This is a genomic window from Sorangium sp. So ce394, from assembly GCF_051474665.1.
Classification (GTDB): Bacteria; Myxococcota_A; Polyangia; order Polyangiales; family Polyangiaceae; genus Sorangium; species Sorangium cellulosum_D.
Genome location: NZ_CP150339.1, coordinates 2892957 through 2917220, shown reverse-complemented (window position 1 = coordinate 2917220; position 24264 = coordinate 2892957). Strand labels below are relative to the sequence as shown.

The window sequence follows — 24264 nt, the reverse complement described above, 5'->3', positions numbered from 1 at the left end:
CCGCGCAGGTCAGCTCGGCGGCGCGGAGGCTCCGCTAGCCACGTTCGGGGCGCCGCGCCCCTCGAGCCCCTGCGGGGCGGAGTCGACTGTGTTCCTCGCTGCGCCCGGCGTCGCGCCCCGCTGCCCGCGCGCCCTCGTCTTCCTGACCTGCCTTCGCGCAGGCCGCGCAGAGCCCCCGGTAGATCCGCTCCACGGCGCGGACCTCGAAGCCGGGCGCGGTCGCGAGCGGCGCGGGCGCGATCTCGTCCGAGCGCTCGCCCGAGGGCTCGCACGGCACGTCGCGGACGAGCCCGCAGCGGTCGCAGACCGCGTGATGGTGCGCCGCCATGTTCGGATCGAAGCGCGAGGCGCCGGGCGACAGCGACAGCGCCACGCACAGCCCCGCCGACGCCAGCGCGTCCAGCGTGTTGTAGACGGTGGCGAAGCTCATCGTCGGCAGCGCCGGCCGGAGCCGCTCGAACAGCTCCTGCGCGGTCGGGTGCGTCGGATCGGCCGCGAGCTCGCGCACGATCGCCAGGCGCTGCGGCGTCAGCTTGAGCCCCGAGGAGCGCACGCAGGCCAGCATCGACGCGACCCGCGCATCCTCCTCGATCCCCTCACGATCGAAGCCGACCCCGCGCCCCTGGGCGTCGCGGAGCGCAGGCCCCTTGGCGGCAGGTGTTCGCGAGGCGGCCACGGCGAGAGTGATACTTAGAAAGTTTCTCAGTTGCAAGTCCTAACAATCACGACAGATGAGCCTGGCAAATCCGGGTCGGATCAGGCAGATCTGCCGCGTCCAGGCCAGTCGAGCCCTAGACGACGCGCCGCGGCGTCGCGCGCCGTGCGGCCAGGGTTGGCTCTTGCGAGGCCGGAGGGCCTCTGTCATAGTGCGCGCCCCGCGCTGCCGGCCTCCGCCGGCTTGCGTTTTCGCCCGCCAACGGGGCAAGTTTTTTTCCAGCATAAAGAGGACGCTGCAAGACATGCCGACCGACGCCATTCAGTGCAAACCGCTCGAGGTCGCCGTGGGCGACAAGGGCATCGAGCGCGCCATCAAACACCTCAAGAGGAAGATGGCCGCCGAGGGGATCCTCCGCGAGCTGAAGCGGCGCCGGCACTACATGAAGCCGTCCGTGAAGCGGCGTAAGAAGGCCTCCGAGGCCGCTCGCCGGCGCCGGAAGCGGTCGAAGATGGACATGGTCGCCTAGCGCGACCGCCCCTCGCGCAAGGGCACCCCGCCAAGACGCAGAAGACGCGCGCGGACGCTTGAATCGAGCCTCCGCGGCGTGCTCTGCGTCTTGTCATTTTTGTCTCCCAGAGCCGCCTCGGCGGCGCGACGCGCCCCGGGTTGCGCGCGTCGGCGCCACGGCGGCGCTCGCGGCGCCCCCGCGCCAGAGGTCCCGATGCGCGCCGTCGTGCTCACGACGTCCTATCCGATCAGCGACGAGGATCCTTCGGGCCATTTCGTGCGCTCGTCGGCGCAGGCGCTCGCGCGCGGCGGCGCCGAGGTCCACGTGATCGCGGCCGGGGGCTCGGCCCTCGACCCCCCCTCACGGGACGGCGATCTCGTCGTCCATCGGGCAGGCGGGGGCGCGCTGTTCGCGTGGCCGGGCGCCGTGGCGCGCGCGCGCGAGTCGCCGCTCCGGCTGCTCTCCGCGGGTCCATTCGCGGCCGCCGCGCTCCAGCGGCTGCGCCGGCTCGGGCAGGTCGACCGCGCGGTGGCGCACTGGATCGTCCCGTGCGCGTGGCCGCTCCTGCTCGCCCTGCCGCGCGCGCCGCTCGAGGTGCACGCGCACGGCGCCGACGTGCGGCTCCTGCTCGGCGCGCCGCGCGCCGCGCGCGCGGCGGTGGTGGGCGCGCTCCTCCGCCGCGACGCGCGCTTCGTCTTCGCCGCGCGCGCGCTGCGCGACGCCCTCGCGGCCGCGCTCGCTCCGGAGCAGGCCCGCGCGCTCGCCTCCACCTCGCGCGTCGCGCCGCCCGCGATCGATCTGCCGCCCGTCGCCGAGCGCGCGGCCGCGCTCCGGAGCGAGCTCGTCCAGCGCCCCGGCGATCGCCTCGCCGTCGTGGCGTGCCGGCTGATCCCGACGAAGCGGGTCGAGCTCGCGATCGAGGCGGCGCGCGCGGCGGGCGCCGGGCTCCGGCTCGTCATCGTCGGCGACGGCCCGGAGCGCGCCGCGCTCGAGCGCCTCGCGCGCGCGAACGCATCGCGCGCCGCGGAGAGCTCACGCGGCGCAGACGTCGCGGCGGTGCGCTTCACGGGCACGCTCCCGCGGAGCGAGGCGCTCGCGTGGATCGGCGCGGCCGACGTGCTGCTGACCCCGTCATCGCACGAGGCCGCCCCCACGGTGATCCGCGAGGCGCGCGCGCTCGGCGTGCCCGTCATCGCGTGCGACGCGGGCGACGTGGTCGCGTGGGCCAGGGACGACGACGGGATCCTCGTCGCGGAAGGCACCGCAGAGAGCCTCGCGGCCGCGCTCCGCGCCGTCCCGCCGCGCCGCCCAGAGCGCGCGCGCTGAACGACCGCGCGTTCGCGCTGGAAGCGGTGCGTTCTCGCTGGGCCGGCCACAGCGCGCGCCCGGCTCCGGACAGCGCCGGACGCCCCTTCCGGAGCGAGTCTTCGATCCGCGATGCGATGTCCTTGCAATTCCCAAGGCTTCGACTACGGTGCGCCTCGCTCCGCACCGAAACGAGGCGGCGGAGTGGCTCGGGGCGTAGCGCAGCCTGGTTAGCGCACTTGACTGGGGGTCAAGGGGTCGGTGGTTCGAATCCACTCGCCCCGACTGGTCCGGCGGAGAGGGTTCTCCGGCGGACCTTTCGGCTTTGTAGGGCTTCAGTTCTCGTCGACTGTGGACGCGCCGGGCAACGGCGGCGTGGCCCCGCCATCGCGTCCCGGTGTCGCTCACGCCACCGGCCCCCCGGGGTTCACGGCGTCATCCGGCGAGCGGGGGCGGTGAGACGGGCGTGACGGGCCGATCCGGCTCGCCGGCGAGCTCGTCCTCGATGGTGATCATCGCCGCCAGCACCACGTGATCGCTGAAGGGCAAGCCGACCACCTGCACGCCGACGGGCAGCCCCTCGCTCTTCGCGTCGACCTCGGCGGCCCGCTTCTCCAGCCGATCGCGCGGCCGCTCGCGGCGCGCCTCGCCGGCGCGCACGCGGGTCACGGGGACGACGCCGGCCGGGAACTGCGCGAGGTTCCAGAGCATGGCGGCGCTGCCCGCGAGGACGAAGTCGCGCGACGCGGTGTGCGGCAGCGCCGGCGTGGCGTACGGCGGGCAGAGCAGCAGGTCGAGCGACTCCGCGCGCATCGCCGAGGCGATCGCGGCCCTCGCCTCGCGCAGCGCGTGCGTGACGCGCCAGAGCTCGGCGACGGACTTCGGCCCGGTGACCTCGAGGAGGCGCTGTAGACGCCGTTCGCCCGCGATCCCGGCGACGCGCGCGGCGGCGCGGCGCGCGAACGGCGGGAGCGACGCCATCGCGCGGAGCGAGCGGAGCGAGACGTCGACGTCGGCCGCGTCGCCCTGGAGGAGCGACATCGCCGTCGCGCCGCCGTCCGCCGAGAGCGCGGCGAAGTACCCGTAGACCGCGTCGGGGATGCCGGGCGGCGTGAACGGCACGACCGTGGCGCCGCGCGCGCGCAGCGCCGAGGCCGCCTTCACGACGGCGCGGGCGACGGCGGTCGAGGAAGGGACGAGCCCGTCGTCGCAGTAGAACCCGACGCGCAGCCGCGCCACCTCGACGCTCGCCGGCTCGGTGAACGGGAACGGCGGCACGCGCACGTCCAGCGCGGCCATGGTCGCGGGGTCGAGCTCGGACATGACGAGCGCGAGGTCGCGCGCGCTCCTCGCCATCGGGCCGACCTGCGAGCGGATCGCCTCCTGCCCGAGCAGCGCCGTGTTGCTCCCCAGGTTGGTCCAGCGATCGAGCGTGGGCTTCATGCCGGCGATCCCGCAGCAATGCGCGGGGACGCGGATGCTGCCCCCGATGTCCGTGCCGATGCCGAGCGGCGACATCCCCGCCGCGATGGCGGCGGCCTCGCCGCCGGACGAGCCGCCCGGGCTGTGATCGAGGCTCCACGGGTTCGCCGTCTGCCCGAAGAGCGGGTTGCGCGCCTCGCTGTACAGGAGCAGCTGCGAGACGTTCGTGCGCCCGAGGATCACGGCCCCGGCCCGGCGGAGCAGCGCGGTGACGCCAGCGTCGCCGGCCGCCCGGTGGTCCCTGCGGGACGCGACGCCGAGCGTCGAGGCCATGCCGGCCATGTCGAGCGACTCCTTCACGGTGATCGGCAGCCCGTGGAGCGGGCCGCGGATCTCCCCGCGACGGCGCTCGTCGTCGAGCCCGCGCGCGGCCGCGAGCGCCTCGTCGTGGAGCACCTGGGTGAAGGCGCCGAGGCGCGGATCGAGCGCCCCGATGCGCGCGAGGTGCGCCCGCGTGACCTCCTCGGAGCTGACCTCGCGCGCGGCCAGGAGCGAGGAAAGCGCGGTCGCGGTGAGGCAGGTCGGATCGGTCGAGGCGCTCACGATGATTCGACGAGTATCACAGGTCCGCGCGCTCGAAGGGTTGCTAGGCTCCGGGGCCCCGCGCCGTTCGCGGGGGAACCGCCGGAGCCATGCAGCCGCTGCCGATCGATCCGATCCTCCCCGATCTCTGCGCCGCCCTGCGCGCGCACCCGAGCGTGGTGCTCGAGGCGCCGCCCGGCGCGGGCAAGACGACGCGCGTGCCGCGCGCGCTGCTCGACGCCGGCTTCGCCGAGCGCGGCGAGATCCTGGTGCTCGAGCCGCGGCGGCTGGCCGCGCGCCTCTCCGCGCGCCGCGTCGCCGAAGAGCTCGGCGAGCGCGTGGGCGAGACCGTCGGCTACACCATGCGCTTCGAAGAGGCCGCCGGCCCGGCCACGCGGATCCGCTTCGTGACCGAGGGCGTGCTGACGCGGCGGCTCCTGGTCGATCGCGAGCTCCGGGGCGTCAGCGCCGTGGTGCTCGACGAGTTCCACGAGCGGCACCTCGCGGGCGACGTCGCGCTGGCGCTGCTCCGACGGCTGCAGCGCGGCGCGCGGCCCGATCTCCGCCTCGTCGTGATGTCCGCGACCCTCGACGCCGGGCCGATCGCGGCGTTCCTCGGCGCGCGCGAGGCGCAGCCCACCTCCGCGGCCGAGGCCGCGCCGGCCGCCGAGGCCCCGCTCTGCGCGACGCTGCGCGCCGAGGGGCGGATGTTCGACGTCGCGATCGAGCACCTGGAGCCTGCCCGCGTGAGCGCGTCGACCCGCGCCGCGGGCGACCGCCGCGCTCCGGCGCACTGGGGCGACAGGACGCTCGAGAGCCTGGTCGCCTCGTCCGTGCGGCAGCTCCTCGACGAGGGGCTCGACGGCGACGTGCTGGTGTTCCTGCCGGGCTCCGCGGAGATCCGGCGCTCGATGGAGGCGTGCGCGCCCCTCGCGAAGAGCGCCGACCTCTTGCTCCTGCCGCTGCACGGGTCGCTGTCGCCGGCGGAGCAGGACCGCGCGGTGCGCCCCGCGGACCGGCGCAAGGTCATCCTCTCGACCAACGTGGCCGAGACCTCCGTGACGATCGACGGCGTCGTCGCGGTCGTCGACAGCGGCCTCGCGCGCGTGGCCGCGCACGCCCCCTGGTCGGGGCTGCCCACGCTCCGCGTCGCGCCGATCGCCCGCGCCTCCGCGGCGCAGCGCGCGGGGCGCGCCGGACGGACGCGGCCGGGCCGCTGCCTCCGCCTCTACACGCGCGGAGAGTTCGCCGCGCGGCCGGAGCACGAGGCGCCCGAGATCCGGAGGCTCGATCTCGCGGAGACCGTGCTCGAGCTCTGCGCCGCGGGCGTCACAGATCTCGAGGGGTTCGGCTGGCTGGAGGCGCCGCCCGCCGCCGGGCTCGCCGCGGCCGAGGCGCTGCTCGTGCGGCTCGGCGCGCTCGACGAGGCGCGGCGCGTGACGCCGATCGGCCGGCGGATGCTGCGCTTCCCGGCGCACCCGCGGCAGGCGCGGATGATCGTCGAGGCCGAGCGGCGCGGCGTCGCCGAGGACGGGTGCACCCTGGCGGCGCTCGCCGCCGAGCGCGACCTCGGCGCGCCCCAAGGCCCGCGAGCGGCGCACGCGCGGCACAGCTCCGATCTGCTCGCCGCGCTCCAGACCTTCGACGAGGCGGACCGCGCGCGGTTCGCGGCGGACCGCCTGCGCTGGCTCGGCGTCGACCCGGCGCGCGCGCTCGCGGTGGAGCGGACGCGCAAGCAGCTCGCGCGGCTCGCGGACCACCGGAGCGCGGCGCCGCCGGAGACCGCGGAGGCGCGCGAGATCGCGCAGCGCATCGCGATCCTCTCCGGCTACCCGGACCGGGTGGGGCGCCTCCGCCGCCCGGCCAACGCGTCGGGGCGGAGCGGGCGCGAGGTCGTGCTGGCCGCCGGCGGGACGGCCGCGCTCTCCGAGGCGAGCGTGCTCGACGAGGTCGACCTCGTCGTCGCGGTCGACGTCGAGGAGCGCAGCGAGGGGCGCTCGGCGCGCACCGTCGTCCGGTCGGCGAGCGCGATCGAGGTCGACTGGCTGCTCGACCTCTTCACCGACGCGATCCGGGACACGACGGAGGCGACCTGGAACGCCGCCGCGGAGCGCGTCGAGGTCGTGCGCCGGCTCTCGTACGACGGCCTCGTGCTCGACGAGTCGCGGCCGGCCGCGAGCGCGGGCGGGCCGCTCGCCGAGGCGGCGGCGCGGGAGCTCGCCGCGCAGGCGAAGGCGAAGGGGTGGCGCGCGTTCGTGAAGGGCGACGCGCTCGATGGCTGGCTCCTCCGGGTCGCGTTCGTGCGCGCGCACTGCCCGGACGCCGGGCTGCCCGACGTGGGCGAGGACGCGGTGCTCGCCGCGCTCGAGGCGCTCTGCGAGGGCCGCAGGAGCTTCGCCGAGCTCCGCGACGCGGACCTCGCGGCCGCCGTGCACGCCTCGCTGCGCCCCGCGCAGGCGCGAGCGCTCGCCGAGCTTGCCCCCGAGTCGATCGTCCTGCCCGGCGGCCGCCGGGCGCGCCTCGAGTACGCGGCCGACGCGCCGCCGTCGCTCGCGTCCCGGCTGCAGGACTTCTTCGGCATGGCCGAGGGGCCGCGCGTCGCCGGCGGACGGGTGCCCGTCGTGCTGCACCTGTGCGCGCCGAACCAGCGCCCCGTGCAGGTCACGACGGACCTCTCGGGGTTCTGGGCGCGCCATTACCCGGCGATCGCCAAGGAGCTCCGCCGCCGCTACCCGAAGCACGCGTGGCCGGACGACCCCGCGCGCGCGGCGCCGCCGTCCCGCAAGGGATGAGTCAGCGCACGAGCGCCGCGGCCCTCGCCGTCTCGGCGGCCGTGCGGAGGAGCATCCGCACGATCCCCTCGCCGAGGGGCAGCGTGAACCCGACGTCGCTCTCGCGCTGCGCCACCTGCATCGGGGGGATCGAGCCGTAGCCGAAGCCCCACGACGAGAGCAGGCTCGCGATCCTGGCGATCTGCTCGAGGTTGCGGAGCGCGACGGCGCCGTTCGCCGCGCTCTGCGGGTCCGTGTACGTGAGCGCGCCGGCGAAGTTGACGCCGGGCGGCTGGAAGTTGCCGATGACGCGCACGTACTGGAGGCCCGCGAGGAACGGGAGCTGCCCCGCCGCCGACGCGACCGCGGGCTGGCTCGAGAGATCGCCGGCCAGGGCGAACGACGCGTTCTTCGTGCCGAGCAGCTCGACCATCCACGAGGGCACGGACCGCTTCAGCGCGCTGAAACGGAGCCGGTCGAGGGCCCGCCGCATACCGGTCTCGTTGCCGGTGAGGATCGTGTGCGGCGTGAGCACGACGAAGCCCACGTTGCCGGCCGTGAAGAGATCGTTGTCCGCGTAGCGCGTCTTCACGAGCGGCGCGCCGATGACGGTGACCGACCTCGCGTCGGCGGAGCGGCGGATCGCGTCGACGTCGAAGTTGCCCTGCATCACGGCGCAGAAGTCCGCGCCCTGCATCGCGTAGAGCCCGCCGTAGATCTTCACGATGTCGCGCGACGGGATGAAGTTCGACTCTGGGCCCAGCGGGAGCAGGTTCGTGATGAGCTGGTTCACCTCGCCGCCCAGGCCGGAGGTGAACATCGCCGCCGCGTCGAGGTAGCCGAGCATCACCACGCCGCTCGGCAGGACCGCCAGGGGATCGCGGTCGATCGCGGTCGCGTCGATCTTCTCGCCGCCGACCAGCGCGAGGCTGTCGTCCGCGCCCCCGCAGCCGGCGAGCGCCGGGGCGGCGGGCGCCGCGATCGCGAGCGCGAGCGCCGCGCGGCGCAGGGCGGCGGCGCCCCGGGATTGCAGCAGCGTCTGCTCCATCGTGTTCGTCATCAAGATCGCTCGTGCGGCGGGTCGGGGCGCTCCAGGGGGAAGGAGCCGATGATCTTCAGCATCTTGGTCTCGCGCTTCACGCCCTCGAGCGCCGCGACGAGCGCGCGATCGGTCGTGTGTCCGCTGACCTCGACGTAGAAGACGTAGTCCCAGCCCTCGCCGGGGACGGGGCGGGAGTGGACCCGCCGGAGGTTGCAGCTGCGCTCCTTGAAGTGCTGGAGGATGTCGTGGAGCGCGCCGGGCCGATCGTGGACGCTGAAGAGGATCGCCGTGGCGTCGTGGCCCGAGCGCGGCGCGGGGAGCCGCGACAGCACCGCGTAGCGGATCCGGAGCTCGCCCTCGTCGCCGACGTTCTCGCGGGCGACCCGGAGCTCCGGCGCGCCGCTGAAGCCGCGGGGCACGATGGCGGCGCTGCCCTCGTTCTCGGCCGCGAGCTCCCACGCGGCCTGCGGGCAGCGCACGTCGAGCACCAGCGCGCGCGGGTGCTGGAGCTCGAGGTAGTGCACGCAGGCCACGTGGTCCTGCGGCGAGGCGTATACCCGCTCGACGTCGGCGAGGTTGCCGGTCCGGTTCACGAGGTCGAGCGCCTGCACCAGCTGGCGCTCGCCGACCACCTTGAGATCGGCGCCGCCGATCGCCTGGATCGTCGGGAAGATCGGCCCTTCCTTGAGCGACTCGTAGGGGATCACGGCGAAGTCCGCGCGCGAGCGCGCGACCTCCTCGATGGCGGCGGCGGGGCCGTCCGCGCGGACGAACTCGCCGCCGACCCCGAAGTGATCGTGCGCCGCGGTCCAGCCGAAGTCGCCCTCGGCGCCCAGGTACGCGACCCGGGGCGCGAGCTCGAACGCGCGCGAGGCCGCGTCGATGGCGACGAAGATCGGCCGCACCGCGCGCTGCGGGAACGGCGGCGTCACGGCGCGCTCGAGCGCCTGGATATGGGCGGCGTCTGCCGTGGGGGCGAACCGGGCCGTGCCCGTCCTCAGCTTGGCCAGCTCGTGCGCGATGCGCGCCCGGCGCTCGATGCTTCGCAGGATTTCTTGATCCAGCTCCGTGAGCTGCCGGCGGAGCTCCTCAAGTCGCTTTCTCTCATCCATCCCGGCCACCCTAGCACCGCCCCCGGCGCAGGTGGACTCGCAGCGCTCCGGGCGCAGGGCTGCGACGCCGCACCTCGCACGGCTGGCCACACGTCGCCTTGGATCGCCGGGGTCGCGTCAGGCCGCTGCGGAGGCGGACGACGCGCTGGAGTCGCTCTTGCTGCTGGTCGTCGACGAGGAGCTGCTCGATCCGGAGTCGGAGCTCGTCCCCGAGGACCCTGAGGAGCTACCCGAGCCGCTCTCCGACTTCGCGGGCGGCTTGTTCGAGCCCGAGGCGTACAGGTCGGAGTACCAGCCACCGCCCTTGAGAATGAAGCCCGTGCCGCGCGAGATCTGCCGCCGGGCCGTCGCGTTGTGGCACGACGGGCACTCCGAGAGCGGCGCCTCCTTGATCGACTGCTCGGCCTCCCATTCATGCGCGCAGGATGTGCAAGCGTACTCGTACGTGGGCATGGCGTTTCTACTCCTCGGAACAACGCGAGGGATATGGCTACGTTAGCCACCTGTCAAGGCGGCTGCCAAAGGCACGCGTTGCGATTCTGACGTCGGTCCGTCGCATTTCGGAGCGTCGATCCGCTCCACGCTCCCGCGCGGTCAAACCGTAATGGAGCTCACGTCCGCCGCGTCACCTACGTCGGTCCGCGTCATCGACATCCTCGACCGCCCTGAGCAAGACTCGGTCCTCAATGGGCGCGTGAGGGGGCGGGATCCGGCCTTGCCGCGCGGTGACAGCCCACGTAGACCCCGGGGTAGAAGCCAGATGTGACGGTACGTGGCGTGCTGTGACGATACGTTTAAGCCCGCCCGTCCGGTCCCGGGGACGCCATGCGCATTCGGAAGCTCGAGATCAGCGGGTTCAAATCGTTCGTCGATCGGACGGTGGTCCATTTCGACACGGACGTGGTGGGCATCGTCGGTCCGAACGGCTGTGGCAAGTCGAACATCGTCGACGCGATCCGGTGGGCCATCGGCGAGCAGAGCGCGAAGCACCTGCGCGGCAAGTCGATGTCCGACGTCATCTTCAACGGCTCCGAGACCCGCGCCCAGCACGGGATGGCCGAGGTGACGCTCACCTTCGACAACAGCGAGCCGACGGCCGCGTCGCAGCTGCCGCTCGAGTACCGGGACTACGCCGAGATCGCGGTGACACGCCGGCTCTTCCGCGACGGGACGAGCGAGTACCTCATCAACAAGACCCAGGTCCGGCTCAAGGACGTGACCGATCTCTTCCTCGGCACCGGCGTCGGCACGAAGGCCTACTCCATCGTCGAGCAGGGCAAGATCGGGCTCATCGTCTCCGCGCGCCCGGAGGACCGGCGGATGCTCATCGAGGAGGCCGCCGGCATCACGAAGTACAAGGCCAGGAAGAAGCAGGCCGAGCAGAAGATGGACCAGACGCGGCAGAACCTGCTCCGCGTGGGGGACATCGTCTCCGAGATCCAGCGGAACCTCGCGTCCCTGAAGCGCCAGGCCGCGAAGGCCGAGCGGTACGTGAACTACCGCAAGGAGCTGGAGGACCTCGTTCTCCACGAGGCGTCGCACAAGCTCCTCGAGATCACGGTGCTCACGCAGCGCGAGTCGATCGGCAGGGCCGAGCACGCCGAGCGCGAGCAGGCGTCCCGGACCGCGCTCGCCGCGCGCGAGGCCGAGATCGAGGTCACCCGGCTCGAGGCCCTCGCTTGCGAGGAGCGGGCCGAGCGCGCGCAGAACGAGGCGTTCGCGGCCGACAACCAGGTGCGCACCCACGAGGCGGAGATCGCGCGGGCGCGCGACCGCCTGCGGCACCTGGAAGAGCGGCTCGTCACCGCGGCGAAGGAGCAGGGCGATCTCGAGAAGACGGTCGCGGAGCTCAAGGCCGAAAAGGAGCAGCTCGAGGCGCAGCTCGCCGGCGTCGAGGAAGAGGAGGCGCGCGAGAGCGAGCTCGCGCTCGAGCAGCACGAGCGGCTCGAGGAGCTGCGGCACGGCGAGCGCACCGCCGAGCACGAGGTCGCCGCGCTCCGCCGGCGCGCCGCCGAGGCCACCGCGGCGGTCGCGGCCGCCGAGGCGTCGCTCGCCGGGTTCGACCGGCGCATGGCGGAGATGAGCCAGCGGCGGGCGAAGCTCGAGGACGAGCTCGGGCGGCTGATGTACGAGTCGGAGGAGCTCGAGCGGCGGCGCTCGTCGCTGACGCGGAACGCGGCGGAGCTCGCCGAGGGGAAGCGGCTCTCCGCGGAGGAACGAACGCGGCTCGACGCCGAGATGAAGGCGCTGCGGGAGCAGGCGGTGTCGAGCGACCGCACCGTGGAGCACGCGAAGAACGAGCTCGGGCAGCGGCGCAACCGGCTCCGCGCGCTCGAGGAGCTGCACGCCCGGCTGGAGGGCGTCGGCGCGGGGGTGAAGAACCTCCTGAAGACGAAGGACCCGGCGCTGCTCGGGCTCGTGGCCGACCGGATCGAGGCGCCGGCCGAGCTGACCGCGGCGTTCGCGGGGCTGCTCGGCGACAGGCTGCAGTGCGCGGTCGTGAGCGACGTCGAGCGCGGGATCGCGCTGCTCGCGGACCTGTCGAAGAACAACCGCGGGCGGGCCAGCGTGATCGCGGCGCGGCCGCCGTTCGTGGCCGGCGCCGCGCGGCGACCGCCGCGCGGCGAGGGGGTGCTCGGGCCGCTCGCGGATCGGCTCGTCTTCGCGCCCGAGGACGAGGCGCTGGCGCGCGCGCTCGTGGGGGACGCGGTGGTCGTCGCGAGCGCCGAGGTCGCGGCGCGGCTCGCGGCCGAGGGCGCGGGGTGCACGCTCGTGACGCTCGACGGCACCGTGATCCGCGAGGACGGCGTGGTGAGCGGCGGCTCGGGCGACGCGGTCGCGGCCGGGATGATCGAGCAGAAGCGGGAGATGCGCGCGCTGCACGAGTTCGTCGCGACAAAGTCGGAGGAGGTGACGGCGCTGCTCGACGCGCAGCAGAAGCTCCGCCTGCGGATCTCCGAGGTGGGGACGGCGCTCGAGCGCGCGCGGAGCGAGGCGCACGAGGGGGAGCTCGCGCTGGTGACGGCCGAGAAGGACCTCCGCCGCGCGGAGGAGCAGCTCGCCGCGGCGCAGAAGCGCGAGGGCGTGGTGCGCTCCGAGCTCGAGGACCTCGCCGACAACCTCGACGCCGGCGGGAGCGAGCAGCAGGCGGCGCGCGACAAGCTCGCGGCCGGGCGCGCGGCGCGCGAGGCGGCCGCGGCCGGCCTCGAGCACGCCGAGCAGGTGGCGGCCGAGTGGCGCGAGCGGGTGCTCGGGCAGCAGTCGGTCGTGACCGAGCGCAAGGTGAAGCTCGCGCGCGTGCGCGAGCGCGCGACGGCGGCGCGGGGCACGATCGAGCGGCTCACGCGGTCGTGCAGCGAGCTAGAGGGCCGGATCGCCCGGCTCGACCAGGAGCGGACGGAGAGCGCTATCGGAGCGGGCAAGGCCGCGGCGACGATCGTGATCGCGCGCGAGGCGCTGGTGCACGCCGTCGCCAAGGCGCACGCCGCGCAGGCCACGCTGACCGAGGCGCGGCGCGCGCTGGACGAGGCGCGGCAGGCGCACGCGGGGCGCGAGGCCGACCTGCGCGGGCTGCGCCAGGAGCTCGCCGACGTGTCGGAGCAGCTCCGCAAGCACGAGCTCGCGCTGGAGCGGCTGCGCGTCGAGCACAACCACCTCATCGAGGGGGTGCGCGAGCGCTTCCGCGGGCTGGAGCTCGCCCGCGTCGTCGGCGACTACCACAAGCGGCCGCCCGTCGACGCCTCGCACCGCGCGCGCATCCAGGAGCTGACGGAGCTGCTCGACCGCATGGGCCCCGTCAACCTCGACGCCGTGCGCGAGCACGCCGAGGCCGAGGAGCGGTACACGTACTACTCGAGCCAGAAGGCCGACCTCGAGAAGGCGCTCGACGACCTCGAGAAGGCGATCGCCCAGATGAACCGCGAGTCGAAGCGGCTCTTCAAGACGACGTACGACGGCATCAACGCGCGCTTCAAGGCGCTGTTCCCCAAGATGTTCCGCGGCGGCCAGGCGGAGCTCAGGCTGACGAACCCCGACGACATGCTGGAGACGGGCATCGAGATCCTGGCGCAGCCGCCGGGCAAGAAGCTCGGGAACATCGAGCTCATGAGCGGCGGCGAGAAGGCGCTCACCGCGGTGTCGCTCATCTTCGCGATCTTCCAGTTCAAGCCGTCGCCCTTCTGCATCCTCGACGAGGTCGACGCGCCGCTCGATGAGGCGAACGTGGCCCGCTACAACGAGGCGATCCGGAGCATGACGAGCCACTCGCAGTTCATCCTCATCACGCACATCAAGCGCACGATGCAGTCGGTCGACGTGCTGTACGGCGTCACGATGCAGGAGCCCGGCGTCTCGAAGCTCGTCAGCGTGCGGATCAACGAGACGGCGAAGCGGCCGGAGCGCGAGGCGGCGCCGGCGGCGGCGGTGGCGTGAGCGCGGGGCCTCACGCGGGCGGGCGGCTCCTCTCGCGCGGCGCCTCGGGGCTCCGACACCTGCGGTGGGCCCGCGAGGTGCTGGCCACGCTGGAGGCCCACGTCGAGCACAACCCGGCGCTCGCCGATGCCGATCGCGAGGCGCTGCGCGGCGAGGCGCGCGCGCTCGGGGCCGCGGTGCAGGCCCTCAGCGGGGCCGTGAAGCCGTACCGGGACTTCCTCGAGCGGACGCGGGTGCGCTACCGCGGTCGCGTGCGCGTCGCGGAGCACCTGCTCCGGGGCTCCGACGCGGGCGGCGCGGATGAGGCGGCGCGCGCCCGCCTCGAGGAGGCGCTGGCGGAGCTCGCCGCGATGGAGGAGGCGCAGCGGCGGCCGCTCAAGGAAGCGCTCTCGGCGGAGATCGATCGGCTGCGCGAGGCGATGGCGCGGATGGACGCGCGCCTCGCGGACCGGCTCTCCGCGGAGCTCGTCGAGAGCCTGTACCCGCCGCTCACGGACAGCGCGTCGAGGGTGGCCGACGACGGGGATCCAGACGACGACGCGGCGGCGAGCGCTCGCTAGCGCCGCGCGACCGGCGAGGGGCGCCGCGCGAGGGGCGAGGGGCGAGGGGCGCCGCGCGACCGGCGAGGGCGCCGCCCGACGGGTGAGGGCGCCGCCCGACGGGTGAGGGCGCCGCGCGACCGGCGAGGGGCGCCGCGCGAGGGCGAGCCGACCGTAGGGGCGGCAGCGGGCCAGCGGATCGCCGGGCGGACGGCGCGAAAGCGGCCGGCGGCACGACGGATACCGGGGGGACGGAACGTCCTGCGTGCACGCCGGGATGGAGATGCGGTAAAGGGCCTGCGAAGGACACGGAGAGGACGTCGATGGGCAGCGCTGAGTCGGGCGCCTTCCTGCTCCTCCGCGGGCGCGCCGCGGCGAGCGAGCGATTCGAGGCGCTGATCCGACGCCATGTGCCGGACGTCTGCGTCGTCTCCGATCCCGAGCGCGCGCTCTCGCGGTGCCTGCGCGAGCCGCCGCTGGTGCTCGCCATCGACGCCAGCGACCCGGCCGGCGCCGCGGCGTTCTGCCGCCGCGTGCGGGCGCAGCCCGGCGGCGACGCGGTGTTCCTCCTCGCGATCGCCGAGCGCGACGCGGACCTCGACGGGCTCCTCGCGGCGGGCGCGAGCGATTTCCTGCTCGTGGGCGACGACGACGCGGGCGCCCGGGCGCGGCTCGCCGTCGCCCGCGAGCGCGCCGCGCGCGACGTCGCCTCGCGCCAGGCGCTCGCGCAGACGCAGGCCCGCCTCGTCCTCGCCGGTCGCATGGCGAGCGTCGGCACGCTCGCCGCCGGGGTCGCCCACGAGATCAACAACCCCCTCGCCTTCGTCATCACGAACGTCGACGCGGCCCTCCGGCGCATCGGCGCGATGGAGCGGCGGAATGGCGCGCCGCGCAGCGGCCCGTGGGCTCGCTCCCACGGCGACGGCCGCGGGCCGTCGAGCGAGCTCTCCGAGGTGCTGAGCCTCCTCGAGGACGCCCGCGAGGGCGCAGAGCGGGTGCGGCTCATCGTGCGCGACCTCCACAGCTTCTCGCGCGCCGAAGAGGATCGCCGCGGGCCGGTCGACCTCAGGCGGGTGCTCGACTCCTGCGTCCACATGGCGATGAACGAGATCCGGCACCGCGCCCGCGTCGTCCGGAGCTTCCAGGAGGTGCCGCCCGTCGAGGCGAACGAGCCGCGGCTCGCGCAGGTCTTCCTGAACCTCATCGTGAACGCCGCGCAGGCCATCCCGGAGGGGCTCGCCGCGCAGAACGTGATCGAGCTCTCGACGCGCTGCGACGCCGCGGGGTGGGTCGTCGTCGAGGTGCGCGACACCGGCGCCGGGATCGCGCCCGAGTCGCTCGAGCGGATCTTCGAGCCGTTCTATACGAGCAAGGAAGAGGGTGAAGGGCTCGGCCTCGGGCTCGCGATTTGCCACGCCATCGTCGCGGCGCTTGGGGGTCGGATCGAGGTGGAGAGCCGCCCCGGCCAGGGGAGCACGTTCCGCGTCGTCCTCCCCGCCGCCACGTCCGCGAAGGCGCGGGCCAGGGCGGACGCCGGCTCCGGCGCGTCGAGCGGGCGGCGCGATGGCGGCGGGCTCGCCGGGGACGCGCCGCAGGCGGCGCCGCGACAGCGGGTCCTCATCATCGACGACGAGCCGTTGCTCACGCGCGCCATCGCGGGGACGCTCGAGCCGCGGCACGAGACGACCGCGACCGCGAGCGCGCGCGACGCGCTCACCCGGATCCGCGCCGGGGAGCGCTACGACGCCATCCTGTGCGATCTCATGATGCCCGACATGACGGGGATGGACTTCTACGCGTCGCTCGCCGAGCACGCGCCCGAGCAGCAGCGCCGGGTCGTGTTCCTGACCGGCGGCGCCTTCACGGAGCGCAGCAAGTCGTTCCTGCAGCAGGTCAACGCCCGGCTGCTGCTGAAGCCGTTCGACGCGGCGACGCTGCTCTCGCTGGTCGACGAGGTCGTCGCCGCGCCCTGAGGCGCGCGCTGCTCCTCGAGGTCGTCGCCGCGCCGCCGGGCGCCCTCAGTGATAGTCGCGCGATTTCAGCGTGATCTCCTCGTCGTTCGGCAGCTCCAGCCGCTCCAGCTCGCGCGCGAGCACGTGGATCACCTCTCCCTGACGCTCGACCCGCCCGGCGACGAGCAACAGCGCGGCGTGCCGCGCCACCTGGTAGTGCTCCTCGAAGACCTGCTTCTGGACGATGACGTTGACCACGCCGGTCTCGTCTTCGAGCGTCACGAACGTCACGCCGCTCGCCGTCGCGGGCCGCTGGCGGCCGACCACCATTCCGGCGACCCGCACGCTCTCCCCGTTGCGCGCCGCCTTGATCTCCTCGGCGGTCCGCACGCGCCCGGCCCCGCGCCGCCGCTTGAGCGCCGGTCGCAGGTGCCGCATCGGGTGATCGTGCAGCGACAGGCCCACGCGCCCGTAATCCAGCGCGAGCTGCTCCAGCGGCCTGAGCGGGGGCAGCCCGACGTCGCTGTCGTCCTCGATCGGCACGCCGTCGAACAACCCCTCCACGCGGGGCGCGCGCGCCCGCCAGAGCGCCTCTCTCCGGGCGGGGACCATCGCGGCGAGCGCGCCCGCTTCGGCGAGCGCTTCCACCTCGTTCTTCTTCAGCTCCGTGCGCCTCACGAGATCCGGGAGGCCCGTGAACGGCGCCTCCTCGCGCGCCGCCACGATCGCCGCCACCGCCGCCTCCCCGAGCCCCTTCACGAGGCGCATGCCGAGCCGCAGCGCCGGGCCCGCCGAGGGCGCCTCGCCGGGCTCGAGGGTCGCGTCCCACGCGCTCTGCACCACGCACACCGGGCGCACCTCGACGCCGTGCCGCTGCGCGTCCTGCACAAGCGCCGACGGGCTGTAGAACCCCATGGGCTGCGCGTTGAGGAGCGCGCAGGTGAACGCCGCCGGGTGGTGGACCTTGAGCCAGGCCGACGCGTACACGAGCAGCGCGAAGCTCGCCGCGTGCGACTCCGGGAAGCCGTACTCGCCGAAGCCCTGGATCTGCTGGTAGAGCATCTCCCCGAACTTCGCCGAGATCCCCCGCTCGGCGAAGCCCTGGATGAGCCGCCCGCGGTGCCGCTCCAGGCGCCCGTGCTTCTTCCACGCCGCCATGTCGCGGCGCAGCTGATCGGCCTCGCCCGGCGTGTAGCCCGCGCCGACCATCGCGATCTGCATCACCTGCTCCTGGAAGAGCGGCACGCCGAGCGTGCGCTCCAGGATGGGGTCCAGGCACGGGTGCGGGGACACCGGCGGCTCCTGCCCCGTCCGCCGGCGCAGGTAGGGGTGCACCATCCCGCCCTGGATGGGCCCGGGACGCACGATCGCCACCTCGATCACCAGGTCGTAGAACTTGCTCGGCTTCAGCCGCGGGAGCATCGCCATCTGGGCGCGGCTCTCGATCTGGAACACCCCCACCGTGTCGGCCCGGCCGATCGCCTCGTAGACGGCCGGGTCCTCCGGCGGGATCTGCGCGAGCGCCGCGATCGGATCGAACGCGGCGCCTCGGCGCGCGTGGACCGAGGGGCCCGCGGACGCGGAGCCCCGAGCCGCGTCGACCGAGGGGCCCGCGGACGCGGAGCCCCGAGCCGCGTCGACCGAGGGGCCCGCGGACGCGGAGCCCCGAGCCGCGTCGACCGAGGGGCCCGCGGACGCGGAGCCCCGAGCCGCGTCGACCGAGGGGTCCGCGGACGCGGCGTCACGAGCCGCGTCGGCCGGCCGGCCCGCGAGCTCGGCGTACCGATCTGTGTGGATCAACGCGAGCGCCTTGCGGATCGCCGTCAGCATGCCGAGGGCCAGGACGTCGATCTTGAAGAAGCCGAGATCGTCGAGGTCGTCCTTGTCCCACGGGATCACCGTGCGGCCCTCCATCCGCGCTGGCTCGACCGGGGCCACCTTGTGCAGCGGCTCCGACGAGAGCACGAAGCCGCCGACGTGGATCGAGAGGTGGCGCGGGAAGCCCTCCAGCGCGCTCGCCATCAGGACGGCCTGCCGGACGCGCACGTCGTCCGGATCGAGGCCCGCCTCGCTCACCCGCTGCTCCGTGATGTCCGCCTCGTGGTGGAGCACGAGGCCGCTCAGCCTGTCGACCTGATCCGCCGAGAAGCCGAACGCCTTGCCCACCTCGCGGAGCGCGCTCTTCCCGCGGTAGGCGATCACCTCCGAGACCATCGCCGCCCGGTCGCGGCCGTACATCTCGTAGATCGCCTGGATCACCTCCTCCCGGCGCTCGTGCTCGAAATCGACGTCGATGTCCGGCGGCTCGTTGCGCTCCTCCGACAGGAAGCGCTCGAAGAGCAGGTTGGATCGGGCCGGGTCCACCGCCGTCACGCCGAGCACGAAGCACACCGCGCTGTTCGCCGCGCTGCCGCGGCCCTGGCAGAGGATCTGCCGCGCGCGGGCGATCTTCACGACCTGCTGCACGCTGAGGAAGTAGGGCGCCACGCCGAGCTTCGCGATCAGCGCGAGCTCCTTCTCGATCTGCGCGCGCACCTGCGGCGGCGTCCCCTCCGGGTAACGGTCGCGGCAGCCCTCCTCGGTCAGGCGCCGCAGCGCCTGATCCGACGTCTCCCCCGGCATGCAGAGGGCGTCGCTCGGGAAGCTGTAGCGGAGCTCGGCCAGCGAGAAGCGGCAGCGGGAGGCGACCTCCACCGTGCGCGCGACCCAGGCCGGATGATCGCGGAACAGCGCCGCCATCTGCGCGCCGGACCGCACGTACGCCTCCGCGTTGGGCGCGATGCGCGTCCCGGCCTGATCGAGCGTGGTCTTGGTCCGGATGCACGTGAGCACGTCGGCGAGCGGCTTGCGCGACGGGTGGTGGTAGAGCGGGCGCGCGGTCGCGACGACGCAGGAGCCGTAGCGCCGCTCCGCCGCGAGGGCCGCCGCGACCCGCTCGCCGTCGCGGCGGTCGAGGTGCTTCCAGGTCGCGACGAGCGCGCGCTCGCCGAACGCGTCGCGCAGCGCGCCGATGAGCGCGCCGGAGGCGGCCGCGGGCACGAGCGGATCGAGCGGCACGATCGCGGACAGGCCCCGCGGCGCCGCCGCGATCGCCTCCGCCGAGATGCTCGCCGTCCCCTTCTCGCAATCGGCGTGCGCGAGCGTGAGCAGCCGGCAGAGGTTCGCGTACCCCTCGCTGTCCTCGACCAGGAGGACCACCGAGGGCTGGACCTCCGGCGCGCGCTCGGCGCGCGGCGCGGCGCGCTCGAGGGCCACGCGCGTCGCGCCGATCGTCAGCTCGGCCCCGACGATCACCCGCTGCTCGACCTTCTTCGCCGCCGTGTGCGCGCGGACGCTGCCGTAGATCCCGTCGCGATCGCAGAGCGCGAGCCCCTCGAGGCCGAGCTCCTTGGCGCGGTGCACGAGCTCCTCGGGGTGCGAGGCGCCCTCGAGGAACGAGAAGCAGGAGCGGCCGCAGAGCTCCGCGAACGGCACCGAGGCGCCGGCGCTCACTCGCACCACCCCTGCAGGAAGGCCTCGCCCGTCGCGCGGTCGACGTAGATCCACGCCTCGCCGCAGGAGCTCGCGCTCGCGCCGTCGCGGGGAGGGCGCAGCTCGCCGAGGCGCGCCGGGGCGGCCCTGCCGGACGGAGCGCCCGAGACCAGCCAGGCGCGCGCGTAATCGCGCGAGGCGGGCGTGGGCGTCCACCACTCCACCGCGTCGAGCCGCATCACGAAGGAGAGACGCTCGATCGCGTAGAGGTGCCGGTCGACCGCCACGATCGCCCCGCGCCCCACGCGGCCGAGCGGGATCGGCTGCGGGAGGAGCCGCGCGGGCTCCGGCGCCGGCGCGTCGGCCCCCTCCGCGCGCTCCCCCGCGGCCCCCTGCTCCGCCGCGGCGCGCGCGCGGGCCGCGGCGGACGTGCGCCCCGCGGCCGCCTCGTCCGAGACCGGCACGAGCCGCGACCGCGCCTCGGGGCGGTGCGCGTCGGCGACCTCCAGGACGCCCACCCGCTCCGCGCCGATCTCCGCCGAGAGCTCGGCCAGGAGCGCCGGCAGGCTGTCGGGATCGACCGAGCGGTCGCGCGACAGATCGAGCTGCACCCGGCGGGCGCGCGCGATGCGGGAGGCGATGAGGTGGACCCCCACCGCGGGCGCCGCGAGCTCGATCCTCTCGAGCTTCGCCTTGAGCGGGCGGAGCAGATCGCCCGCGTCCGAGAGGGGCACCGGCATGTCGACGTGGAAGCGCAGCGAGGGGCCGCGCTCCTCGTCCTCCAGGAGCGCGTCGGCGACCTCGTCGTCGCGATCGCCGAGGCGGAGCCGCGCGATCGAGCGATCGTAGGCGATCGCGACGTTGAGCCGCCCGCACGCCTCGCCGCGCGCGGCGAGCCGGGACGAGATGCGCGACGTCATGCCGCGCAGCACGAACAGGAGCGACTCGGCGCTCTCGACCGGCTCGTCGAAGAGCACCTCCTCCTCGATCAGCCGGGGCACCTCGTACGGCAGGAGCGGCACGGGATCGCGCCCGGCGAGGAGCTCCATCACCTCGACCGTCCGCGGGCCCAGCCGCGCCGCCACCTGCGCCCGCGGCAGGCGCGCGAGGTCCTCGACGCGGAGCACGCCGAGCCGGACGAGGAAGCTCGCCACCTCGCGCTCGACCGGGAGCGCCTGCACCGGCAGGGGCCCGATCGCCTGCGCCCCCTTGCCCGGCGGCGCGATCGGGGCGTCTGCCCCTGGCGCGCCGTCCGCGTGCGCGCCGAAGCGCGCCAGCGCCTGCGCGAGCCGCGGCCCGTCGGCGATCGCGAGCCGCGCCCTGTGGCCGAGCGCCGCCACGCGCTCGCCGAGATCGCCGAGCAGCGCCTCCTCGCCGCCGACGAGGTGCGACGCCCCGGTGATGTCGAGCCACACCGTGTCGTACGGGCCGTCGCCCCAGGGGCTCCGCGCCGTGGTCGCGGCGCGCTCGCCGGGGCGGCTCGCCCGCGGCGCCCCCGCGCGCGCGCCGGCGCGCGCCTGCGCGCCCTGCTCGCCGAGCTGGATCGCCGCCGTCGCCCCGAGCCCGAGCGCCACCTCGGCGACCCGCCCGAGCGCCGCGTCGATCTCGGCGAACGTCACCCGGTGGATCGCGAGGTGCGCGACCAGCGCCGCCGCCTCGACGACCTTCTGCCCCGGCCTGACCCCGTACCGCCGCGCCTCGTCGTCGACGACGTCGATCACGGCCACCGGCGCCGCCGGCTCGCGCTCGGACCGCGCGGCGAGCGCGGCCCGGCGCTCCTCCTCGCCGCCGATGATCACCGCGAGCGGCGCCTTCCCGCTCGGTGAGACCGGCCCACGCTGCTTCACCAGCTCGCACGCGAGCTGCGGGAGCACGATCGCCACAATGCGCCTCGCCGCCATCGCCTCTCCTCCTCACGCCCGCGACAGCGCGGGCCGCGGCTCGCTTCCCGCCGCCCGCTCCGCCTTCTCCCGCGCCCGCTCGCCGAGCACCACCGGCGTCGGCGACGTCACGCGCCCGCGCCGATCCTTGGCGACGCGCACCATCAGCCGCCCCTCCGCGACCTGCTCGAGCTCCAGCCGCATCGCGACCGGCAACGGCATCGGCCGCGCCGCCTGGCGATCGGTGAGGAGCAGGATCGTCCCGTCGCTCCCCTCGGTGGCCAGGGCGAGCTTGCGCACCACATTGACCCACCGCGCGAGGTCCTCCTCGCGGCGCCCCGCCGCGGGCGCGCCCCGCTCCCCCTTCCCCGCCCCCTGACCGAAGGCCCCCGGGACCCCGGCCACGTCGATCACGAGCACCGCGAACGCCCGGCTCATCGCCATCCGGACCGCGACCTTGGCGAGCATCTCCACGGGGGGCCGCGCCACGAGCAGCCGGCTCAGGTCGACCCCCGCGCGCGCGACCGCCGGCGCGAACAGCGAGCCGCTCGGGTCGATCCACGCGCACCACGCCCCCGCCGTCGCGCTCGTCCCGCGCAGCCGCGCCTCCGCCTGCGCCGACGCGCACGCGGAGAGGGCGATGGAGGTGGACCGCCCGAGCCCCCGCGGCGCGGCGAGCTCCACCACCCCCCCGCGCGGCAGACCCCCTTCCGGGAGCGCGTCATTAATTTCCTGTATACTGAGCGGTAGCGTCTTGGCGCGCGCTTCGAACTCGGGGAGGGTGTGGCGCAGCAGGTCCCGGGCGAGAGGAGCGGCAAGAGCGACGGGCGACATACTGAACATGGTAACAGTACCCTCGCGAAGCTGCCAACTTTGCAGGACGAACAACGTCCTACCTGCGCTCGGTGCGTTCCCCTTTCGCCGTTTCGGGACAGCGGAATGGCTTGTGTCGGTGATCTTCGGGCGGCGGGGATGACAGGACAGCGGGGATGAGGGGAATGCCCGCCCTGAGTTCTTCAATAAGTCCTCCCCGCCCCCTGTCGACCTAGGGCGGGGTCAGGACCGTCGCGGCGCTCTGTCGCCAGCGCGGGCGGGGCTCCTGCCGCTCCGGCGTCAGTGCGGCGGGGCTGCCGCTCCGGGGACAGCGGCCGCCCGTGGAACGTCCCCAACGTAACGCGAGCTCGGCCGGATGAGCCGCCCGACGCGCCGCTGCTCCTCGATGTGCGCGTACCAGCCGGCGACCCTGCCCACCGCGAACGTCGGCGCGAAGAGCGCGCGCGGCAGCCCGAGCGCGTCGAGCAGCACCGCCGTGTAGAACTCGACGTTCGCGCGCAGCGGGCGCTCCGGGTGCCGCGCGCGGAGCGCCGCCTCCGCCGCCCGCTCGACCGCGCGCGCCAGCGCGAGCCGGGCGCCCTGCGCCCCGCCTGCCGTCCGCCCGAGCCGCTCGATCGCCCGCTCGAGCACCGCCGCCCGCGGATCCCTCACCCGGTAGATCCGGTGCCCCATGCCCATGATCCGCCGCCCCGCCGCGAGCTCCGCCTGGATCCAGCGCTCGGCGCTGCCTGGCGACGGCGCGCCGCCCTCGCCCGCCGCTGCCCCGATGGCGTCGAGCATGTCGAGCACCGGCCCCGGCGCGCCGCCGTGGAGCGGCCCCTTCAGCGCGCCGATCGCCGCGACCACCGCCGAGACCGCGTCCGACCCCGTCGAGGTGACCACGCGCGCGGTGAAGGTGGACGCGTTCATGCCGTGGTCCGAGACCGTCACGAGGTACGTGTCGAGCTCGCGCGCTTCGGCCTCGCTCGCCGCCGCGCCGCGCGCCATGCGCAGGTAGTCGGCCGAGAGCCGGAGCGCCGGATCGGGCGCGACCGGCTCCTCGCCCGCGCGCCGCCGCGACCAGGCCGCCGCGAACGTCGCGACCGCCCCGGCGATCGCCGCGGGCGGGGCGTCGCCGCGGAGGTGCGCGACCGCGGCGCGGAGCGCGTCCATGCCGTCGCTCGCGTGGAGCGCGTCCCCGAGCCGGCCGAGCAGCGCGAAGGCCCGCGTCCGCCCCTCGGCGATCGCGCCCCGGAGCGCCTCCCGCTCCGTCGCCGAGGGCAGCGCGCCGCCCCAGAGCAGCCCGCACGCGTCCTCGAACGTCACCCCGCCGCCGCCGGCGAGCGCCTCGACGTCGTGGCCGGCGAGCGTGAGCCTCCCCCGCTCGCCGTCCACCTCCGAGAGCCGCGTCTCCGCCACCACCACACCCTCCAGGCCGCTCGCGAGCGGCGCCGCCACGTCCTTCATCCGATTCACCTCCGCCAAGGACATGTTGGGCATCGCATGAGGTTGATCAACCTTGATTGTACAATCAACCATGCACGCTATCGAAGCGCGTCGAGGACGCCGCCGGGGCGCGGATCGCCCAGCCCGCGCCCCCGCGCGCCGCGCCCGCGCGCGCGCCGGGGGGAGGGCGTGGGCAAAACGGCGCCGCGCGGGCCGCGCCTGAGCGAAGAATCCCGGCGAGGACCGGGGAATCCGATGCTAGGAGGGACACATGCGTCCGGCGATCCGCGGGCCGCGCCTCCTGGATCGGCGGACAGGGTTCGGACCTGACG

The 24264-nt window shown here is 74.8% G+C and carries 15 protein-coding genes and 1 tRNA gene; 7 read left to right on the top strand and 9 right to left on the bottom strand.

What is annotated here, in order from left to right; all coding sequences use genetic code 11:
• Positions 1–34 precede the first annotated feature (34 nt).
• Positions 35–676 (bottom strand): Fur family transcriptional regulator, encoded by a 642-nt coding sequence (locus WMF33_RS10870; RefSeq protein ID WP_437337074.1) that lies wholly within the window; start codon positions 674–676, stop codon positions 35–37.
• Positions 677–959: 283 nt separating this feature from the next.
• Between WMF33_RS10870 and rpsU the strand changes: the two genes are divergently transcribed.
• From rpsU to WMF33_RS10855, 3 genes are all read left to right on the top strand, one after another.
• Entirely contained in the window at positions 960–1184 is a 225-nt protein-coding gene (gene rpsU, locus WMF33_RS10865) for a 30S ribosomal protein S21 (RefSeq protein WP_012234386.1), read from the top strand.
• Positions 1185–1379: 195 nt separating this feature from the next.
• Complete coding sequence (locus WMF33_RS10860; RefSeq protein WP_437337073.1) at positions 1380–2492, top strand: glycosyltransferase family 4 protein; 1113 nt, start codon at positions 1380–1382, stop codon at positions 2490–2492.
• Positions 2493–2681: 189 nt separating this feature from the next.
• Positions 2682–2756: transfer RNA gene (locus WMF33_RS10855), tRNA-Pro, on the top strand.
• Between the two features lie 150 nt (positions 2757–2906).
• Here the strand turns inward: WMF33_RS10855 and WMF33_RS10850 are convergent.
• Positions 2907–4496, bottom strand: a complete 1590-nt coding sequence (locus tag WMF33_RS10850; RefSeq protein WP_437337072.1) for an amidase — start codon at positions 4494–4496, stop codon at positions 2907–2909.
• An 89-nt stretch (positions 4497–4585) separates the two neighbouring features.
• Here WMF33_RS10850 and hrpB point away from each other — a divergent pair, with 89 nt between their 5' ends.
• Complete coding sequence (gene hrpB, locus WMF33_RS10845) at positions 4586–7267, top strand: ATP-dependent helicase HrpB (protein ID WP_437337071.1); 2682 nt, start codon at positions 4586–4588, stop codon at positions 7265–7267.
• A gap of 1 nt (position 7268) precedes the next feature.
• Here hrpB and WMF33_RS10840 read toward each other — a convergent pair whose 3' ends face one another.
• The 3 genes from WMF33_RS10840 to WMF33_RS10830 form a co-directional block, all read right to left on the bottom strand.
• Complete coding sequence (locus WMF33_RS10840; RefSeq protein WP_437337070.1) at positions 7269–8306, bottom strand: hypothetical protein; 1038 nt, start codon at positions 8304–8306, stop codon at positions 7269–7271.
• Positions 8306–9400 carry a bifunctional chorismate mutase/prephenate dehydratase gene (locus tag WMF33_RS10835; protein WP_437337069.1) on the bottom strand — a complete coding sequence of 365 codons (1095 nt, stop codon included), beginning with the start codon at positions 9398–9400 and terminating at the stop codon, positions 8306–8308. Before WMF33_RS10835 ends, WMF33_RS10840 begins: the two co-directional genes overlap by 1 nt.
• 117 nt (positions 9401–9517) lie before the next feature.
• The gene (locus WMF33_RS10830; RefSeq protein ID WP_437337068.1) at positions 9518–9853 is read right to left on the bottom strand and encodes an FmdB family zinc ribbon protein; all 336 of its coding nucleotides are present in this window, start codon (positions 9851–9853) and stop codon (positions 9518–9520) included.
• 372 nt (positions 9854–10225) lie between these two features.
• On the opposite strand from WMF33_RS10830, the gene smc reads away from it, so the two are divergent.
• The 3 genes from smc to WMF33_RS10815 all read left to right on the top strand — a co-directional run bounded on the left by smc (position 10226) and on the right by WMF33_RS10815 (position 16343).
• On the top strand, positions 10226–13831 hold the full coding sequence (smc, locus tag WMF33_RS10825) for a chromosome segregation protein SMC (RefSeq protein ID WP_437337067.1): 3606 nt from the start codon (positions 10226–10228) through the stop codon (positions 13829–13831).
• Positions 13828–14391, top strand: coding sequence for a hypothetical protein (locus tag WMF33_RS10820; protein WP_437337066.1), 564 nt, complete (start codon positions 13828–13830; stop codon positions 14389–14391). Before smc ends, WMF33_RS10820 begins: the two co-directional genes overlap by 4 nt.
• A 302-nt stretch (positions 14392–14693) precedes the next feature.
• Complete coding sequence (locus WMF33_RS10815) at positions 14694–16343, top strand: ATP-binding protein (protein ID WP_437337065.1); 1650 nt, start codon at positions 14694–14696, stop codon at positions 16341–16343.
• Positions 16344–16388: 45 nt separating this feature from the next.
• On the opposite strand, the gene WMF33_RS10810 is transcribed toward WMF33_RS10815, so the two are convergent.
• From WMF33_RS10810 to WMF33_RS10795, 4 genes are all read right to left on the bottom strand, one after another.
• Positions 16389–19814, bottom strand: a complete 3426-nt coding sequence (locus WMF33_RS10810; RefSeq protein ID WP_437337064.1) for a PHP domain-containing protein — start codon at positions 19812–19814, stop codon at positions 16389–16391.
• Positions 19811–21694, bottom strand: coding sequence for a DinB/UmuC family translesion DNA polymerase (locus tag WMF33_RS10805; protein WP_437337063.1), 1884 nt, complete (start codon positions 21692–21694; stop codon positions 19811–19813). Before WMF33_RS10805 ends, WMF33_RS10810 begins: the two co-directional genes overlap by 4 nt.
• A 12-nt stretch (positions 21695–21706) precedes the next feature.
• Positions 21707–22507, bottom strand: a complete 801-nt coding sequence (locus WMF33_RS10800) for a recombinase A (RefSeq protein WP_269084127.1) — start codon at positions 22505–22507, stop codon at positions 21707–21709.
• A gap of 279 nt (positions 22508–22786) precedes the next feature.
• Positions 22787–23977, bottom strand: a complete 1191-nt coding sequence (locus tag WMF33_RS10795) for a citrate synthase (protein ID WP_437337062.1) — start codon at positions 23975–23977, stop codon at positions 22787–22789.
• Positions 23978–24264: the final 287 nt, after the last annotated feature.